The sequence below is a fragment of the Anaerotignum sp. genome (assembly GCF_017483025.1).
Lineage (GTDB): Bacteria > Bacillota > Clostridia > Lachnospirales > Anaerotignaceae > Anaerotignum_A.
This window is the reverse complement of the sequence record NZ_JAFUMA010000113.1, coordinates 12849-29002: the sequence shown is the minus strand read 5'-3', so window position 1 is coordinate 29002 and position 16154 is coordinate 12849. Positions and strand designations below refer to the sequence as shown.

Below are 16154 nucleotides of genomic sequence, written 5' to 3'. Positions count from 1 at the left end.
TGAGCCGCTGAAAAGCGGCTTGTTTTGTTGTAGAAAGCAAAAAACATTGGTTTTATCAGGTTTTTGCAGGAAATAGATATAAATTACCTTTACAAATCAGATTCTGTCTCTTATAATGTGGTAATGAAAACTACGTTATATAAAAGCGAAAACGTTTTGGAGGTATATATGAGCAACTACATTCTCAGCTGCTGTTCTACAGCAGATCTGACAAAAGAACATTTTAATAATAGAGATATCCATTATGTTTGTTTCCACTATTTCCTGGATGAAGCGCAGTATGCTGATGACCTGGGCGAAAGCATGCCCTTCGATACATTTTATAAAGCGATGGCAGATGGCGCAATGACAAAAACATCTCAGGTAAACGTGGGCGAATTTGAAGAATATTTTGAACCCTTCCTGAAGGAAGGCAAGGATATCCTGCATGTGACATTGTCTTCCGGCATTTCCGGTGTAAACAATGCAGCAAATATCGCAAAAGATATGCTGCAGGAAAAATATCCTGACAGAAAGATCTATGTCGTAGATTCCCTGTGCGCTGCCTGCGGTTATGGCCTTTTGATGGATGAGCTGGCAGATTTGCGCGATGCAGGTAAATCTATTGACGAAGTATATCAGTGGGTAGAAGCAAGCAAAGGCAGACTGCATCATTGGTTCACCGTAACAGATCTGAAATATCTGGTGCGCGGCGGCCGCTTGACAAAAACAGCAGGCTTTGTGGGGACGATGCTGAATATCTGCCCCATCCTGTGCGTAGATGGCAAGGGTGGTCTGCAGGCGAAGCAGAAGGTGAGAACAAAGAAAAGAGTATTCGAAGCGCTGGTAAATAAAATGGAAGAAAATGCAGAAAATGGCAAAGAATATGCAGGCAAATGCTTTATTGCCCATTCTGCGTGTTTGGAAGATGTGCAGTATGTTGCAAAGCAGATTGAAGAGCGTTTCCCTAACCTGAAAGGCAAAGTGGAGATCGACAACATTGGTACGGTTATTGGCAGCCACACTGGCCCCGGCACAGTGGTTGTATGTTTCTGGGGTGCAGAAAGAGAATAAGAAAAAGAAAAGTCCCGAACGGAAAGTTCGGGGCTTATTTATTTACAGCAAATTAACATAAAATCAAATTATGGTATTTACAAATTTGTTGAGCCGCTCTATAATGTGGTGGTAAAAATTACATCATGCGTATTTAACACATGAAACAATTTAGGAGGTACGTATGGAAAATTTTGTTTTAAGCTGTTGTTCCACGGCGGATCTGTCGAAGGAACATTTCAACAGTAGAAATATCAACTACATCTGCTATCACTATGAGCTGGATGGCAAATCTTATCTGGATGATCTGGGGGAATCTATGTCCATCGATGCCTTTTATCAGGCTATGACCGATGGGGCGGATACAAAAACATCTCAGATCAATGCTGTAGAATTCGAAGAATATTTTGAGCCTTTCCTGAAAGAGGGCAGGGATATTCTGCATCTGACCCTGTCTTCCGGCATTTCCGGTGTATTGAATTCTGCCAATATCGCAAGGGATGTCCTGCAGGAAAGATACCCCGACAGGAAAATCTATATTGTGGATTCTTTGGCGGCATCCTCCGGTTATGGTTTGCTGATGGATCAGTTGGCGGACTTGCGGGACGAAGGAAAGTCTATCGATGAGATCTATCGCTGGGCGGAAGAAAACAAGAGAAGAATGCATCACTGGTTTTTCTCTACGGACCTGACTTTTTTCATCAAAGGTGGCAGAGTTACAAAAACAGCCGGTTTCGTGGGGACGATGCTGAATATCTGTCCATTGCTCCATGTGGATAAGGAGGGCAAGCTGATCCCGAAACAGAAGGTCAGAACAAAGAAGAAAGTTATCGAAGCCATTGTGAAAAAGATGGAAGAATATGCAGAAAACGGTATGGATTACAGCGGCAAATGCTATATTTCCCATTCTGCATGCAAAGGAGATGCAGAGGCGGTGGCAAATTTGATCGAAGAACGTTTTCCTAATTTGAATGGGAAAGTTCTCATCAATAATATCGGCACCACCATTGGCTGCCATACAGGCCCCGGCACAGTGGCTCTGTTCTTCTGGGGAGAAGAAAGAGAATAGTAGAAAGCAAAGTCTCGGATAAATATCCGAGACTTTTTTGTATGGTGAAAAAGGTTGGAAAAGCTGTGGTTTATTTTGGTTTTTGCATGTTTATACAATATAATGATAATGGAAATGTATGACAATTACTTTTTGGAAAGAAGGTTGAAATATGAAACGAGCATTGGCATATGTGCTGACTGCGGCGATAGCGCTGGCTCTGCGGAAGATCTGGCAAAGGCTTTGCATTGGTGAAAACTTTGGCGCAACTGTGCGCTGGATTCCCAGTACACAGAGCATTGAAATTGTAAAATAAACAAAATAGAAAGAGTCTCCGGAAGATGGGTTTTACCGGTCTTCGGAGACTCTTTCTTATGCCTTATGATTTTTCAAAAAATAAGCGACCTTATAATAGGGCAGATCGATATCATGCTCCAACAGCTGTTTGGAGATCTTGCGGGGGCCCAGGCTCTGTTCCGCCATCTGCAGGATCAGCGTGCGGGCAGCATCGGATAATTTTTTTCCTGCTTCGATATCTTCTGCGGTTTCCGTGGCAAAGGGGATATTTTCCAGGGAAACCAGCACTTCCAGATTTTTTCTGTCCTTCACATCTTCCAGCAGAGGACATGCCGCGTCGATGCTGGAATTGATGACATCCCGGAACTGGCGGATATTTCTGGGATATTCCGCCTGCAGCAGGGCGTGCTTTGCCGCCGCCGTCAGGGAAATATTACAGGTGATCTGATGAAACTGCTGCACGGAGTCCTCATATCTGCGGACAAAATGGCGCAGAAGGACTTCCTTTTCCTCCATACTTCTTTCCTTCAGGGCAGGCAGATGCATTTCATACTGGGCCAAACGCTGATACAGCTCGGGCAGGAACACATCCTCCAGCTTCTGGGTGGAAGCGGCGATGATAATGACATCGATGGGAATGGCTTTCGTGCCGCCGATACGGCGAATTTCACCGGATTCGATGGCTTTCAGCAGCATGTTCTGGTAATGATTCAGGGCATGGGCTTCATCCAGAAATAAAATACCGCCGCTGGCCTGTTCGAACAGGCCTTTTTTTGATTTGGAACCGGTGTAAGCCCCTTCTTCACTGCCGAAAATTTCCATGGCGGCAATGTCCGGATTGCTGAACTGGGCACAGTTCACCTCGATGAAAGGAGCATTTTTTTCGATAACGCCCACAGTCTTGGCATATTCATAGATCAGCCCTGCCAGCATGGTTTTCCCGGTGCCGCTTTCCCCTGTGATGATGGAATGGCGGGGGCCGCCCAGACTGCCAACGGTACGTTTCGCCTTTTGATAGACTTTGCTCAATGTTCCGCCGTATTGGAAGCCGATCAGGTCGTTGACGTCTGTTTCAGGGGTATTCAGATGCAGTTTTTGTTGCAACAGTTTTACTTGGTAGTCCAGCTCTTCGATCTGGCGGACATCCCGGAAAATAGAGAAAGCCCCCAGAAATTCCCCATTCTCGAAGATGGGGAAGCTGCTGCACATATATCTTTTTTCGCCGATAAAGTGAATGCGGCGGTTGTAAATGGCCTTATGGGTACGCATGACCTCCAGCATCATAGCGGAGGGGTAGTACTGCTCAATGGAGCGGCCGATCATTTCTTCCCGCTTGGCATTGCAATAGGCGGCGGAGGTGCGGTTGGCATAGACCAGGATGCCGTTATTATCCGCCACGTTGATGCCTTCGTCAATATCATCCAGAATTTCTTCGAAAATGGAGAGATTCGGGAATTTATCTGAAAGTAAACTCATATGATCACCTATTTGATATATTTTATCTTTCGTAAATTAACATGATTTAGATTATAGAAGATAAGGGAGAAAAATGGAAGTGTTTTTGAAAAAATACAATTCGATTTGTGAGAAACCTGTAAAATTTTGTTAGAATTTTGGATTGTATTTGAAAAAATACAACAATTGAAAAATGGGAAAAGCTTTGTATCTCTAAAAAAACATGTGTCCGCCGATTTTGGCACGTTTTTTGCTCTTAAATAAAAACAAATCTATAAAAAAGGAGGCATTTACATGTCAAAAACACTTGAAATCAGATGGCATGGTCGTGGTGGTCAGGGTGCCAAAACAGCATCCCTTCTGCTGGCGGATGTAACATTCAACACAGGCAAATATATCCAGGGTTTCCCTGAATACGGTCCTGAACGTATGGGTGCGCCCATCACTGCTTACAACAGAATCAGCGATAAACCTATCCGCGTCCATTCCAATATCTATGAACCCGATTACGTAGTTGTTGTTGACGAAACACTGCTGGAAAGCGTAGACGTAACAAAAGGTTTGAAAAAAGAAGGCGCGATCGTGATCAACTCCAGCCGTACAAAGGAAGAACTGATGCCCCTGCTGAAAGGCTATGAAGGCGGCGTTTATACCATCGATGCAAGAAAGGTATCCATGGCTGCTCTGGGTAAATATTTCCCCAACTCTCCCATGCTGGCTGCGATCGTAAAGATCTGCAACATCATGCCCGTAGAAGACTTCCTGGCACAGATGGAAGCTTCTTTCAAACACAAATTTGCTTCCAAGCCTGAAGTAATCGAAGGCAACATGAAAGCTTTGACTATGGCGTTAGAGGAGGTAAAGTAAATGGCAAAGACAGATATCAGCAAGATCAATGAATCCGTAACATGGAAAAATATTACAGAAGGCTGCAATATTTTCGGCTGCGGTACTTCCAAACTGTTCAACACAGGCGAATGGAGAGTAGACTGTCCTGAATTTATCGAAGCAAACTGCAAACAGTGCCTGCTTTGCGTACCTGTTTGTCCCGATAGCTCTATCCCCGTTGTAGACGGCAAACGTACAGATTTCGACTTTGACCACTGCAAAGGCTGTGGCATCTGCGCGAAAGTTTGTCCTTTCGGCGCCATCAAGATGAAAGGAGCTGTTGAATAATATGTCTATCAGAGAAAGATTATCCGGTAATGAAGCGGTGGCAATCGCACTGCGTCAGATCAACCCCGACGTATTCCCCGCTTTCCCCATCACACCTTCCACTGAGATCCCTCAGTATTTCTCCTCTTATGTAGCAAATGGCCAGGTAGACACTGTTTTCGTACCTGTAGAAAGTGAACACAGCTCCATGAGTGCTACTATCGCTGCAGAAGCTGCCGGCGCAAGAAGCCTGACAGCAACATCCTCCTGCGGTCTGGCTTACATGTGGGAACCTCTGTATGTGGCAGCCTCTGACAGATTGCCTCTGGCACTGGCTCTGGTTTGCCGTGCCCTGTCCGGCCCTATCAACATCAACTGTGACCATTCCGACGTAATGGGCGCAAGAGATGCCGGCTGGATCCAGATCTTTGCAGAAAACAACCAGGAAGCATATGACAACTTCGTTCAGGCTTATCGTATCGCAGAACATCCTTCCGTACGTCTGCCCATCATGGTTTGTCAGGATGGTTTCATCACCAGCCACGGTGTTGAAAATATTGAACTGATCGAAGACGAAAAGGTTAAAGCTTTCGTTGGCGAATACAACCCCGAACACTACATGCTGAAAAAAGATGAACCCATGGCATTAGGCCCCTATGGTGTTCCTGCTTACTATATGGAAGCAAAAAGAGCACAGCTGGAAGCCCTGTATAACGCAAAACAGGTTGCTCTGGATGTAGCAAAAGAATTTGCAACCATCTCCGGCCGTGAATATGGTCTGTTTGAAGAATATAAAACAGAAGATGCAGACTTCGTTATGGTCATCATCGGTTCCGCTGCAGGTACAGCAAAAGACGCAGTAGACGCACTGAGAGAAAAAGGCGTAAAAGCCGGCGTTCTGAAGATCCGTCTGTTCCGTCCTTTCCCTGCAGAAGAAATCGCAGCAGCCATCAAAAATGCGAAAGTCGTTGCATGCATGGACCGTACAGAAAGCTACAACGGCAACTGCGGCCCTCTGGGTGCAGAAGTAAAGGCTGCTCTGTATGGTGCTGAAAACGCTCCCAAGGTACTGAACTATGTATATGGTCTGGGCGGCCGCGATGTTACAGTAGACAGTCTGACATCCGTATTTGCTGACATGCAGACAGTAGAAGAGACAGGCGAACTGGGCGCAGCATACCGCTACCTGTCCATCAGAGAGTAAGGGAGGAAGAATCATGGCTTATAATTTCAAAGAAACAATGTCCAAGCCCGAACGTCTGGCGCCTGGTCACAGAATGTGTGCCGGCTGCGGCGGTACTATCGCAGCTAGAAACGTGCTGAGAGGCCTGCATGACGGCGACCACGCTGTTATCTGTAATGCAACAGGCTGTCTGGAAGTTTCCACATTCGCTTATCCTTATATCGCATGGGAAGATTCCTATATCCATACTGCTTTCGAAAACGCAGGCGCAAGTGCCAGCGGCGCAGAAGCAGCTTACCAGGCTCTGAAAAAGAGAGGCAAAGTTGACGAAACATATAAATTCATTGCCATCGGCGGCGACGGCGGTACATACGATATCGGTTTCCAGTCTCTGTCCGGCACAATGGAAAGAAATACAGACATGGTTTATGTTTGCTACGACAATGGCGCATACATGAACACAGGTATCCAGCGTTCCTCTGCAACACCTATGTTCGCGGATACAACAACAACACCCGTTGGTACAGAATCCAATGGGAAACCCCAGAATAGAAAAGACCTGGCTTATATCATCGCTGAACACAACGTACCCTATGTTGCACAGACAACATTCGTACAGAACTTCAGAGACCTGCACCAGAAAGCAGAAAAAGCCATCTATACAAAGGGCGCAGCTTTCCTGAACATCATGGCTCCCTGCCCCAGAGGCTGGAGATACAACACACCTGATATCATCGATATCTGCAAATTGGCGGTAGAAACATGCTACTGGCCTCTGTTTGAAGTTATCGACGGCAAATGGGTGCTGAACTATGAACCCAAGAACAAACTGCCCATCGAAGATTTCCTGAAACCTCAGGGTCGTTTCAAACACCTGTTCAAGAAAGAAAATGAACATCTGATTGAACTGTATCAGAAAGAAGTTGACCGTAAATGGGAAGACCTTAAGATCCGCTGCAGCCGCTGATCCTAAGAAAAAATATTTTAGACTTTAAAATATACCTTCATACAAAGAAAGGGTGCTTCGCTCCGGGCGGGGTACCTTTTCTTTTTTGAAAACTGCCAGATTTTCACATGGCAAACCGGGGCGCATATTTCAAATCTTCCTGCAAATACTACATTTACAATAAATTTGGCAGGAGGAATATACAATGAAGGCAACAGGCATTGTCAGAAGAATAGACGACCTTGGGCGTGTGGTCATCCCAAAAGAAATCAGAAGAACGCTCCGCATCAGAGAAGGTGACCCTCTGGAGATTTTTACCGACAGAGAGGGTGAAATCATCCTGAAGAAATATTCTCCCATCGGGGAGCTGGGGGCATTTGCAAAAGAATACGCAGAATCTCTGGCTCAAACGGCAGGACATATCACCTGCATCGTGGATAAAGACCAGATCATCGCTGTTTCCGGCGGCGGTAAAAAAGAATTTTTCGAAAAGCACATCAGCCCGGAAATGGAGAATTGCATTAATAAGCGGACAGCTCTCATCGCAGAGCGAAACGATTCTAATTTTGTTCCCGTTCTGGAGGATGATTCCGAAGAGACCTATAACCATCAGCTGATCGTTCCCATTATCGCCGAAGGGGACGCCATGGGCGCTATCATCTTTCTTTCCAAGGATCAGAAAATGGGGGAAGTGGAAGGCAAGCTGGCACAAACGGCAGCGGGGTTTCTGGGCAAGCAGATGGAACAATAATAGAGTTTGGCAAAGCCAAACTTCAGCAGACTGTTTTGTAAAAACGACTGCGCCCTCCCGGCAGGGAAAGGAAAAGTCTTTGAGATTCCATATTTCAAAGACTTTTTTTCTGTCGAAAAATGTGGTATTTTGTAAGAAAGTTTTAAGAAGAATTTTCGGGGAGAAAAACTATGGAACATATTTTTATCATCAATCCTTCCGCGGGTCAGGGCAAGGCAAAAAAGCTCATCCCTGCCATTGAAAAAGCTTTGGAGGGAACAGGATATGCATACAGCATTTATACGACGAAGGCGCCGGGCGACGCAGAGCGTTTCGTCAGAGAGACCTGTGAAGCAGGCAAAATGGTACGATTTTATGTCTGCGGCGGGGACGGCAGCTTCCATGAGGCAGTCAATGGGGCGAAGGGCTTTCCGCAAGCGGAGATCGGCCTTATCCCTGTGGGAACAGGCAACGATTTTGTCCGTAATTTTGGCAAAAAAAGTGATTTCATGGATATCCTTTCCCAGGTGGAAGGGGAAAGCATTTCCTGTGATGCCATCGATATCAATGACAGATATGTAGTGAATATGGTAAATATTGGCTTCGACTGCGAAGTGGTGGTGAAGGCGGCAGAATGGAAGAAAAAGCCCCTCATCAGCGGCCCTCTGGCCTATATCATGGGCATCATTACCATGTTTGCCAAGCCTATGGGCAACCGTATGTCTTTCCGTTGGGCGGACGGTACCACTATGGCAGGTAAATTCCTACTTTGTACTATTGCCAACGGCAGCTTTTGCGGCGGCGGCTTCTGCTCCTCCCCTGAGGCGGCGCTGGATGATGGCATGATGGATGTGGGGATTGTGAAGATGCTTTCCAGAAGGAAATTTATTGGTATCCTGCCCAAGTATAAGACAGGCACATATCTGGAAACAAAACTGGGACAGGAAAAAGTCCTTTATGAAAAATACAGCAAGCTGGAACTGGCAGTTTCTAAGCCTACCAATATCAGCATTGACGGGGAAATCTCTCAGTTTACATATCTGAAGGCGGAAATTTCGCCCCGTGCTTTCCGTTTTATCGTTCCAAAAGGTCTGAAAACCAAAGCATAAAAAGAAAGAGCATATCCGAAAGGACATGCTCTTATTTTTTAGGTTATGATATAGGGCAAAAGGCCAAATACGACATAAATGGCGAAAATCGTGATGATAGCAGGAGAAAGGAACCGTTCCTGATAGGGGTTTCCGTTTTCATCCATGAGAAGGAGTTCCTCTCTGGGAGGATTGATCCGCAGGAAAAGCATCAGCAGAATCGCCAGCCAGGGGATGGAAATCAGCGCCATCAGAAAGAGATAGACCAGGATGGTGGATTCGGTCATTTCTGCCGCCATGGCGGCTGTTTCTGCTGCCGCTTCGTCGGCAAAGATACTGAATACCGTTGTGCCGTTGATGATCATATGGGGCAGGATGGAGGCGTAAAGGGAATCCGTCCGTTCCACTAAGAAGCAGAAAATAAAGCCCACCAGGAAGGCATACAGGAACTGCTGGGGGTTCAGATGCAGCAGGGCAAAAAGCAGGGCACAGGCAAAGGCCGCCATCTTTTTCCCCAGAAAATGATAGCCAGAAAGCAGGATGCCACGGGAAAAGACTTCCTCCAGCAGGGCGGGGATGATTGCCACAGAAAGCAGGGAAATCAGGAACCCGGAAGACTGGATGCCCTCCATGGATTGCTCCACGGGATTTGGGAAAAAAAGCGCTGTCACATAGGAAAGCAGGCTCATCAGAGGCTGTATGGAAACGCCAAAGGAAAGAATGATGAGGATATTTTTCCAGCCCAGAGGATTCAGCCGTAAAGTCTTTTTCACATCTTTTTTTGTGATGATAAAATAAAGCACCACAGGGGGCAGAAAGCATATCATCTGTGCCAGCAGCATATAGGAACTGTCGGAAAGCTCCGCCACTGCGGGGATGACTGCCAGCCCGAAGGATACCCCGATGAAATATACGAAAAACAGTAGGGCAAAAAAACTGGTTCGTCTTGTTTCAGTCATAAAAGACCTCCATTCGTGAGTAAAAGAGAAAATCTCAAGCCATTTTCAGACTTGAGATCTTTTTGTTTATGAAATCTCATCTGTATCTTCACCATCGGAAGCTTTGAACAGCCCCATGGGATCGTTGACGGGATATTTTTTCTCATATTTGCGGTTGATGTATTCGCCGCCAAAGGTCTTGATAGTGGCGAAGATAGGTACACCGATGAACATACCCGGAGGGCCCATGACTGCGCCGCCGATCAGCACGGCGAGGATGATCCAAAGGGGGCTCAGGTCTACGGAGTTGCCCAGGATCTTGGGGCCAAGGTAGTTGCCGTCAAACTGCTGCAGGATCAGGATGAAGATACCTACGACGATCGCCAGAGGAGGATCGATCAGCAGTGTGATGAGGATGGCGGGGATGGCACCGATAAAGGGACCAAAGTAAGGGATCATATTGGTCACACCGATGATCAGGCTCAGGATCAGAGGGAAGGGTGCCTTTATAATGGTCAGACCGATCATAGCCAGGATGCCGATGATCAGAGAGTCGATGGCTTTGCCGACGATGAAATTCTGGAAAAGCAGGTGGACCCGGTGGATATTTTTTAAGAAACGTTCAGCTTTTTCTCTGGAAGTGAAGGCATAGATGCCTTTGTGCACTTTTTTGCCGAAGCGTTCTTTATCCAGCAGCATATAGAATGCGATGAAAATTGCCATGACGAACTGCAGTGTCACACGGCCAAATACATAGATATTGCTTGCCAGTGTTTCCAGAATCTCAGGTGCATTTTCGGAAATATCCTTGATGGGAGTCAGAATACGGTTGATGACATTGTTTACATCTTTACTGTCGATGAAATCGATCTGATCAAAGATCGTCTGGATACGCATATTCATGGCTTCGGAATAAACGGAAATGTTTGTTGCAAAGGCCATGATGGAATCACGGATCTCGGGCAAGAGGTAAATCACAATCCAGACTGTGCCGCCGATGATGATGGTATAGTTGATCAAAATCGCCAGGGTACGGGTCGTTTTGGGGCGCCGCTCAAAGAAACTGCCGCTTTTTTTCAGCAGGCGTTCGAAAAATTTCATCAGGGGATTCATGACATAGGCAATGGCGAAGCCCATGATGAAGGGCAGGCACAAACTCTTTAAATAATCGGCAGCAGTGGTGATGCTGCCGCCGATGCCAGGCAGATTGCCAATGATTTTTTCAAATAAGATCAGCGCTGCAGCTACAAAGAAAAGATAAATGCTGATTTTTCCCAATAGCTTGTCCTGATCGTTTCTGTTGCGTCTAAAAATATCAATTTTTTTCATGTTGACACCTCGAATCAGATATAGGATGCCCTGCTTTCAAGACATTATATCTATGATACTATGAATTTGGAAGGAATGCTATAGAATTCCCGTTAATTTTTTTATTATCTGAACGATTATTAAGAAAACGGACATCCTCCGGAAGAAGGAAGGGAGGAGGGTGTTTTTTTATTGAGACCTAACTTTTTGTGCTATACTCCTAACTTTTTTTATGCTATACTATATAATTAGCAAAGAAGGTTCAAATGGATAAATTGTTAGTAACACAAGCTTTGCTTTTTATGGAGGTCTTATTATGGACGATACGAGCGGTAAGCGCAAGAATAAGAAGAAGGGTGAAACCAATATGGTGGGCGGCGCGGCAGTGGTGCTGATGATTTGTGTTGGATTTATCATCGATACAAAACTGGGTATTGGTGCCATTGGCGGTGCTGCAGCGGGTTTTTTTGCCTGGTCTCTTTTGGGGGATGGCGGCGCCGGCGGCGATGGAAATGACGGCAGAAGAGCCACATTTCTGGATACGGCAGTGCTGCAGAAAAATTTCCCTATGCCCCAGAATATGCCCATCCCTTATGCGGTGCTGGATATCCGCGGCCATATCCTGATGGTCAATGAAAGCTTCGCAAAGGAATTTCCTGATGCCGAAAAGGTGGTTCCCGTGGTGGAAAAGCTGAAAAAGGCCGGCACGGGAGAACATGTGACTGTGGAAGTGGAAGGAAAATATTATGATGCCATGCTGAATCATTGTGAAGTGGTGGAGGAAAATGGCGCGGTAGGTGCTGTGCTGAATCTGACGCTGGTGGATATTTCCAGACAATATGCCCTGGAACAGCAGCTGGACAGCAGCGAAACGGTCGTTGGTATGCTTTTTCTGGACAATTACGAAGAAGTGATAGATACCCTGGCAGAGGACAGGCAGCCTTTGCTTTCCGCAGTCGTAGACAGAAAACTGACCCAGTTTGCCATAGATGCCAACGGCGTAATGAAGAAGCTGGAAAAAGACAGATATATCTTTCTGCTTTCCAAGGGCGATCTGGAAGCATTAAAGGAAAAGAAATTTGATATCATGAATACTATTCGTGAGATCAATGTAGGGGAGCATATCCCTGTTACCATGAGTATGGGTATCGGCATTGGCGGCGGTTCCCTGGATGATGCCATGCAGAGCGCAAAGGCAGCCCTTGACCTGGCCCTGGGCCGCGGCGGTGATCAGGTACTTATCAAAGAAGGAGAAAAATACCTGTTCTATGGCGCAAAAGCCGGAGAAGTGGGCAGAAACGGACGTATCCGCGCCCGCGTAAAGGCAGATGCTCTTTGGGAATTGATGGGAGCATCCTCTTCTATTCTGGTCATGGGTCATCGTAATGCAGACCTGGATAGCCTGGGTTCCTGCATGGGTATTTGTGCCATTGCGAGAGCCATGGATAAAAAATGCCGTATCGTCATGAATGACATCAGCATCGGTATCAAGCGTATGTATGGGCAAATGGCGGAAAACGGCCATTATGAAACAGCCTTTATCAAAGAAAAAGATGCCCTGAAAGAAATGGATGAAAAGACACTGGTCATCGTGGTGGATACCCACCGCACCAGTATGGTGGAGGGCCCTTCTGTGCTGGAAGCGGCAAAGAAGATCGTCATTTTCGACCACCACAGAAAAAGCACCCTGGATTTCATCGATCAGGCAGTATTGTTATATCATGAACCCTATGCATCTTCCACATCCGAGCTGATCACAGAAATGATCCAGCATATCGGCAAGAAGATCAAACTGAAATCTATTGAAGCAGATGCCCTGCTGGCTGGCATCACCCTGGATACGAAGAATTTTGCAGTTAAAACCGGCGCCATCACCTTTGAGGCAGCAGGTTTCCTGCGACGCAACGGCGGCGACAGCATTCGCGTGCGCATGCTGTTCCAGAATGACATCGATTCCTATAAAGCAAAGGCGGTTGCAGTAAGGGATGCAGAATTGTTCCTTGGGTGTATGGCCATTTCTGTATGCCCTGCCAACGTGGAAAATTCCATGCTGACAGCAGCCCAGGCGGCGGATGATCTGATGAATGTTAGAGGGGTCAGGGCTTCCTTTGTTTGCTGCAAGGTGGGGGAACTGGTTTATGTCAGCGCCCGCAGCTTCGGGGATGTCAATGTACAGAGAATTATGGAAAAATTAGGCGGCGGCGGTCATTTCACCGTTTCCGGTGCGCAGCTGAAAGACTGTACTACCGATGAAGCGCTGGTGCAGATCCGCAATGCCATTGAAGAATATCTGAAGGAGGAAACAACATGAAAATGATTTTACTGCAGGACGTGAAAAGCGTCGGCAAAAAAGGCGATCTGATCAACGTAAGCGAAGGGTATGCAAAGAACTTCCTGCTGCCTAAGAAACTGGCAGTGGAAGCAACAAAATCCAACCTGAACGATTACGAACTGAAACAGAAAGCGGATGCAAGACATAAACAGGAAGAACTGGAAAAAGCCCAGGCAACAGCAAAGGCTCTGGAAGACAAGGTAGTTACCATCAAGGTGAAAACAGGCGGCAACGGCAAGCTGTTCGGTTCCGTAACAAATAAGGAAGTTGCAGAAGAGATCGTAAAACAGACAAAGCTGGATATCGATAAAAAGAAGGTATCCATTGGCGACCCTATCAAAATGCTGGGCGAAAGAACAGCTGTGATCAAGCTGCATCCTAAGGTAACAGCAGAAGTAAAGGTAAAAATCGTAGAAGCGTAAGTCCCCATACAGGAGGCGGAAAACATGGAAGAACAGGAAAAACAAACTGAATATATGCGCGGTGTGCCGCCCCATGATGAAACGGCGGAACAGGCGGTACTGGGTTCCATGTTTCTGGACAGGGAGGCGGCTTCTGTGGCACTGGAAGTGCTGACAGGAGATGACTTTTACCGCCCTGACCACCGCATGGTCTTCGAAGCGGCAGAGGAGCTCTATCGCTCCGGTGCGCCCATCGATATTATCACAGTAAAAAATAAACTGGAAGAGAAGGGCCAGTTCGAGCAGATTGGCGGCCTGCCTTTTCTGGCACATATTTCTGCGGCAGTGGGCAGCTCTGTCAATGTGCGCCATTATGCTGCTATCGTGGAAGAAAAATCTGTTCTGCGCCGTCTGATCCGTACGGCGGGAAACATTTCCCAGTTGAGCTATGAAGGGAAAGAGGATGTCAATGCCATCATGGATACGGCGGAAAAGAGCATTTTCGATATCATGCAGAAACGCCATTCTGAGCAATTCCATCATATCAGAGACATCGCCGTATCTTCTATTGAGAAGATCGAGGATATCTACCGTTCCAAAGGAAAGCTGACCGGTGTACCTACGGGGTTTGTGGATTTCGATGCCAAAACAGCAGGTCTGCAGAAATCCGACCTGATCCTGCTGGCGGCTCGTCCTTCCATGGGGAAAACAGCTTTCGCCCTGAATATCATCCAGAATGCTGCTATCCGTGCCAATGTGCCTACGGCGGTATTTTCTCTGGAAATGAGCCGGGAACAGCTGGTAAACCGTATGCTTTGTTCCGAGGCCATGCTGGATGCCCAGAAGCTGCGTACCGGTGAACTGGAGGATAACGACTGGGCGGAATTGATCCGCGCTATGGGGCCTCTGTCTCAGGCACCCATCTACATCGACGATACCCCCGGCGTCACTCCTATGGAAGTGCGTTCTAAATGCCGCCGCCTGAAGGTGGAAAAGGGGCTGGGGCTCATCGTCATCGACTACCTGCAGCTGATGAGCGGCAACAGCCGTACCGATTCCCGTCAGCAGGAAATTTCTGAAATTTCCCGTTCCCTGAAAGCAATTGCTAGGGAAATGGAAGCCCCTGTGATCGCACTGAGCCAGCTGAGCCGTGCCTGCGAACAGCGTGCCGACCATCGCCCGATGCTTTCCGACCTGCGTGAATCCGGTGCCATCGAGCAGGATGCTGACGTAGTAGCCTTCCTGTATCGTGATGAATATTATTTCCCCGATACGGAAAAGAAAAATCAGGCAGAACTCATCATCGCAAAACAGAGAAATGGCCCGACGGGTACCGTAGACCTGACATGGATGGGTCAGTATACAAAGTTCGGGAACTTCCTGAAAAAATTCTGACTGAAGTAGATAGGTTTTTTGCAACCAAAGGAAATAAGACAAAATAAAAAGGAGAGAATTTTATCTCTCCTTTTTTGTGTTCAAAAATATTTTCTTTCCACAAAAAGTAGTTTTGTGGCGTATAAGGGTCAAGGGGAATCATTCCCCCTTGTGGGAGTTTGTGAAACCCCCAAGAAAAATCACAGCTGAGATGTGCAGTGAGGGCATCTTGTCGCTTCGATGGAAATTTCAGATTTGCAGTAAGGGCAAACCTTTGTAGTGGGCGCTTCTTCTACGGGCGCTTCGGGGCGTTTCAGCTTCACCAGCATTTTCAGTGCCGCAAAAATAACGATAGCCACAATCAGAAAATCCAGCACCTGTGTGATAAAGGAACCGTAAGCGATCGTCGCTGTTGCCGCCTGGGCTTCTTCCAGTGTTGCGTATGTATTGCCATCCAGAGGCAGATACAGCTGTGTGAAATCCGTGCCGCCTGTGATCTTACCGATGACGGGCATAATCAGGTCGTTCACGAAAGAGGTTACGATCTTACCGAATGCACCGCCGATGATAACGCCGACTGCCATATCTACGACATTGCCCTTTACGGCAAATTCTTTAAATTCCTTGATAGTATCTTTCAAAGCCATGGAAAACTCCTCCTTAAATTTGTCTGTTTTTCTGATTATAACAAGAAAAAGGCATCTTTCCAACAAAAAGAAAAAACTTTTCGCAAATTTTAAGAAAAGGGTGTTGACGCAAAAATTTTGTAGGAATATACTGAGAGTGTTGAGTGAAAAATAATTCAGTAAAAATGGAGGTGAATGGAATGGACGGTAGTCATAATAAGGATAGTATCCCCTTAGAGCC

General features: G+C 46.6%; 16 protein-coding genes. 12 read left to right on the top strand and 4 right to left on the bottom strand.

Annotated elements, in window-relative coordinates; genetic code table 11:
- The first annotated feature begins 168 nt into the window (after positions 1–168).
- The 3 genes from IJ369_RS09780 to IJ369_RS09770 all read left to right on the top strand — a co-directional run bounded on the left by IJ369_RS09780 (position 169) and on the right by IJ369_RS09770 (position 2396).
- Positions 169–1053 (top strand): DegV family protein, encoded by an 885-nt coding sequence (locus IJ369_RS09780; protein WP_290718562.1) that lies wholly within the window; start codon positions 169–171, stop codon positions 1051–1053.
- Between the two features lie 163 nt (positions 1054–1216).
- Positions 1217–2101, top strand: a complete 885-nt coding sequence (locus IJ369_RS09775; RefSeq protein ID WP_290718560.1) for a DegV family protein — start codon at positions 1217–1219, stop codon at positions 2099–2101.
- 151 nt (positions 2102–2252) lie between these two features.
- Entirely contained in the window at positions 2253–2396 is a 144-nt protein-coding gene (locus tag IJ369_RS09770; RefSeq protein ID WP_290718558.1) for a hypothetical protein, read from the top strand.
- A gap of 56 nt (positions 2397–2452) precedes the next feature.
- Here IJ369_RS09770 and IJ369_RS09765 read toward each other — a convergent pair whose 3' ends face one another.
- Entirely contained in the window at positions 2453–3853 is a 1401-nt protein-coding gene (locus tag IJ369_RS09765) for a sigma 54-interacting transcriptional regulator (protein WP_290718556.1), read from the bottom strand.
- A 273-nt stretch (positions 3854–4126) separates the two neighbouring features.
- On the opposite strand from IJ369_RS09765, the gene IJ369_RS09760 reads away from it, so the two are divergent.
- The 6 genes from IJ369_RS09760 to IJ369_RS09735 all read left to right on the top strand — a co-directional run bounded on the left by IJ369_RS09760 (position 4127) and on the right by IJ369_RS09735 (position 8955).
- Positions 4127–4699, top strand: coding sequence for a 2-oxoacid:acceptor oxidoreductase family protein (locus IJ369_RS09760; protein ID WP_290718555.1), 573 nt, complete (start codon positions 4127–4129; stop codon positions 4697–4699).
- Complete coding sequence (locus tag IJ369_RS09755) at positions 4700–5008, top strand: 4Fe-4S binding protein (RefSeq protein WP_290718553.1); 309 nt, start codon at positions 4700–4702, stop codon at positions 5006–5008. It begins immediately after the preceding gene.
- 1 nt (position 5009) lies between these two features.
- Entirely contained in the window at positions 5010–6191 is a 1182-nt protein-coding gene (gene porA, locus IJ369_RS09750; RefSeq protein ID WP_290718551.1) for a pyruvate ferredoxin oxidoreductase, read from the top strand.
- A gap of 13 nt (positions 6192–6204) precedes the next feature.
- Positions 6205–7137, top strand: coding sequence for a thiamine pyrophosphate-dependent enzyme (locus tag IJ369_RS09745; RefSeq protein WP_290718549.1), 933 nt, complete (start codon positions 6205–6207; stop codon positions 7135–7137).
- 184 nt (positions 7138–7321) lie between these two features.
- On the top strand, positions 7322–7867 hold the full coding sequence (gene spoVT / locus IJ369_RS09740) for a stage V sporulation protein T (RefSeq protein WP_290718547.1): 546 nt from the start codon (positions 7322–7324) through the stop codon (positions 7865–7867).
- Between the two features lie 170 nt (positions 7868–8037).
- Entirely contained in the window at positions 8038–8955 is a 918-nt protein-coding gene (locus IJ369_RS09735; protein WP_290718546.1) for a diacylglycerol/lipid kinase family protein, read from the top strand.
- A 38-nt stretch (positions 8956–8993) separates the two neighbouring features.
- Here IJ369_RS09735 and IJ369_RS09730 read toward each other — a convergent pair whose 3' ends face one another.
- Both IJ369_RS09730 and IJ369_RS09725 read right to left on the bottom strand, forming a co-directional pair.
- Positions 8994–9893 (bottom strand): CPBP family intramembrane glutamic endopeptidase, encoded by a 900-nt coding sequence (locus tag IJ369_RS09730; protein WP_290718544.1) that lies wholly within the window; start codon positions 9891–9893, stop codon positions 8994–8996.
- Between the two features lie 66 nt (positions 9894–9959).
- Positions 9960–11201, bottom strand: coding sequence for an AI-2E family transporter (locus tag IJ369_RS09725; RefSeq protein ID WP_290718542.1), 1242 nt, complete (start codon positions 11199–11201; stop codon positions 9960–9962).
- A gap of 295 nt (positions 11202–11496) precedes the next feature.
- On the opposite strand from IJ369_RS09725, the gene IJ369_RS09720 reads away from it, so the two are divergent.
- Genes IJ369_RS09720 through dnaB form a run of 3 tightly spaced genes read left to right on the top strand, consistent with a single transcriptional unit; the run spans position 11497 to position 15308 of the window.
- Positions 11497–13491, top strand: coding sequence for a DHH family phosphoesterase (locus IJ369_RS09720; protein WP_290718540.1), 1995 nt, complete (start codon positions 11497–11499; stop codon positions 13489–13491).
- Positions 13488–13934: a 50S ribosomal protein L9 gene (rplI, locus tag IJ369_RS09715; RefSeq protein WP_290718538.1), complete on the top strand. Its 447-nt coding sequence runs from the start codon at positions 13488–13490 to the stop codon at positions 13932–13934. Before IJ369_RS09720 ends, rplI begins: the two co-directional genes overlap by 4 nt.
- Before the next feature lie 24 nt (positions 13935–13958).
- Entirely contained in the window at positions 13959–15308 is a 1350-nt protein-coding gene (gene dnaB, locus IJ369_RS09710) for a replicative DNA helicase (protein ID WP_290718536.1), read from the top strand.
- Positions 15309–15487: 179 nt separating this feature from the next.
- Here dnaB and mscL read toward each other — a convergent pair whose 3' ends face one another.
- Positions 15488–15934: a large-conductance mechanosensitive channel protein MscL gene (gene mscL, locus IJ369_RS09705; RefSeq protein WP_290718534.1), complete on the bottom strand. Its 447-nt coding sequence runs from the start codon at positions 15932–15934 to the stop codon at positions 15488–15490.
- Between the last annotated feature and the right edge of the window lie 220 nt (positions 15935–16154).

What these genes read in the sequence shown, in the direction of transcription:
- IJ369_RS09780 (WP_290718562.1), top strand. Translation starts at nt 169, where the DNA reads ATGAGCAACTACATTCTCAGCTGCTGTTCTACAGCAGATCTGACAAAA.
- IJ369_RS09775 (WP_290718560.1), top strand. Translation starts at nt 1,217, where the DNA reads ATGGAAAATTTTGTTTTAAGCTGTTGTTCCACGGCGGATCTGTCGAAG.
- IJ369_RS09770 (WP_290718558.1), top strand. Translation starts at nt 2,253, where the DNA reads ATGAAACGAGCATTGGCATATGTGCTGACTGCGGCGATAGCGCTGGCT.
- IJ369_RS09765 (WP_290718556.1), bottom strand. Translation starts at nt 3,853, where the DNA reads ATGAGTTTACTTTCAGATAAATTCCCGAATCTCTCCATTTTCGAAGAA.
- IJ369_RS09760 (WP_290718555.1), top strand. Translation starts at nt 4,127, where the DNA reads ATGTCAAAAACACTTGAAATCAGATGGCATGGTCGTGGTGGTCAGGGT.
- IJ369_RS09755 (WP_290718553.1), top strand. Translation starts at nt 4,700, where the DNA reads ATGGCAAAGACAGATATCAGCAAGATCAATGAATCCGTAACATGGAAA.
- porA (WP_290718551.1), top strand. Translation starts at nt 5,010, where the DNA reads ATGTCTATCAGAGAAAGATTATCCGGTAATGAAGCGGTGGCAATCGCA.
- IJ369_RS09745 (WP_290718549.1), top strand. Translation starts at nt 6,205, where the DNA reads ATGGCTTATAATTTCAAAGAAACAATGTCCAAGCCCGAACGTCTGGCG.
- spoVT (WP_290718547.1), top strand. Translation starts at nt 7,322, where the DNA reads ATGAAGGCAACAGGCATTGTCAGAAGAATAGACGACCTTGGGCGTGTG.
- IJ369_RS09735 (WP_290718546.1), top strand. Translation starts at nt 8,038, where the DNA reads ATGGAACATATTTTTATCATCAATCCTTCCGCGGGTCAGGGCAAGGCA.
- IJ369_RS09730 (WP_290718544.1), bottom strand. Translation starts at nt 9,893, where the DNA reads ATGACTGAAACAAGACGAACCAGTTTTTTTGCCCTACTGTTTTTCGTA.
- IJ369_RS09725 (WP_290718542.1), bottom strand. Translation starts at nt 11,201, where the DNA reads ATGAAAAAAATTGATATTTTTAGACGCAACAGAAACGATCAGGACAAG.
- IJ369_RS09720 (WP_290718540.1), top strand. Translation starts at nt 11,497, where the DNA reads ATGGACGATACGAGCGGTAAGCGCAAGAATAAGAAGAAGGGTGAAACC.
- rplI (WP_290718538.1), top strand. Translation starts at nt 13,488, where the DNA reads ATGAAAATGATTTTACTGCAGGACGTGAAAAGCGTCGGCAAAAAAGGC.
- dnaB (WP_290718536.1), top strand. Translation starts at nt 13,959, where the DNA reads ATGGAAGAACAGGAAAAACAAACTGAATATATGCGCGGTGTGCCGCCC.
- mscL (WP_290718534.1), bottom strand. Translation starts at nt 15,934, where the DNA reads ATGGCTTTGAAAGATACTATCAAGGAATTTAAAGAATTTGCCGTAAAG.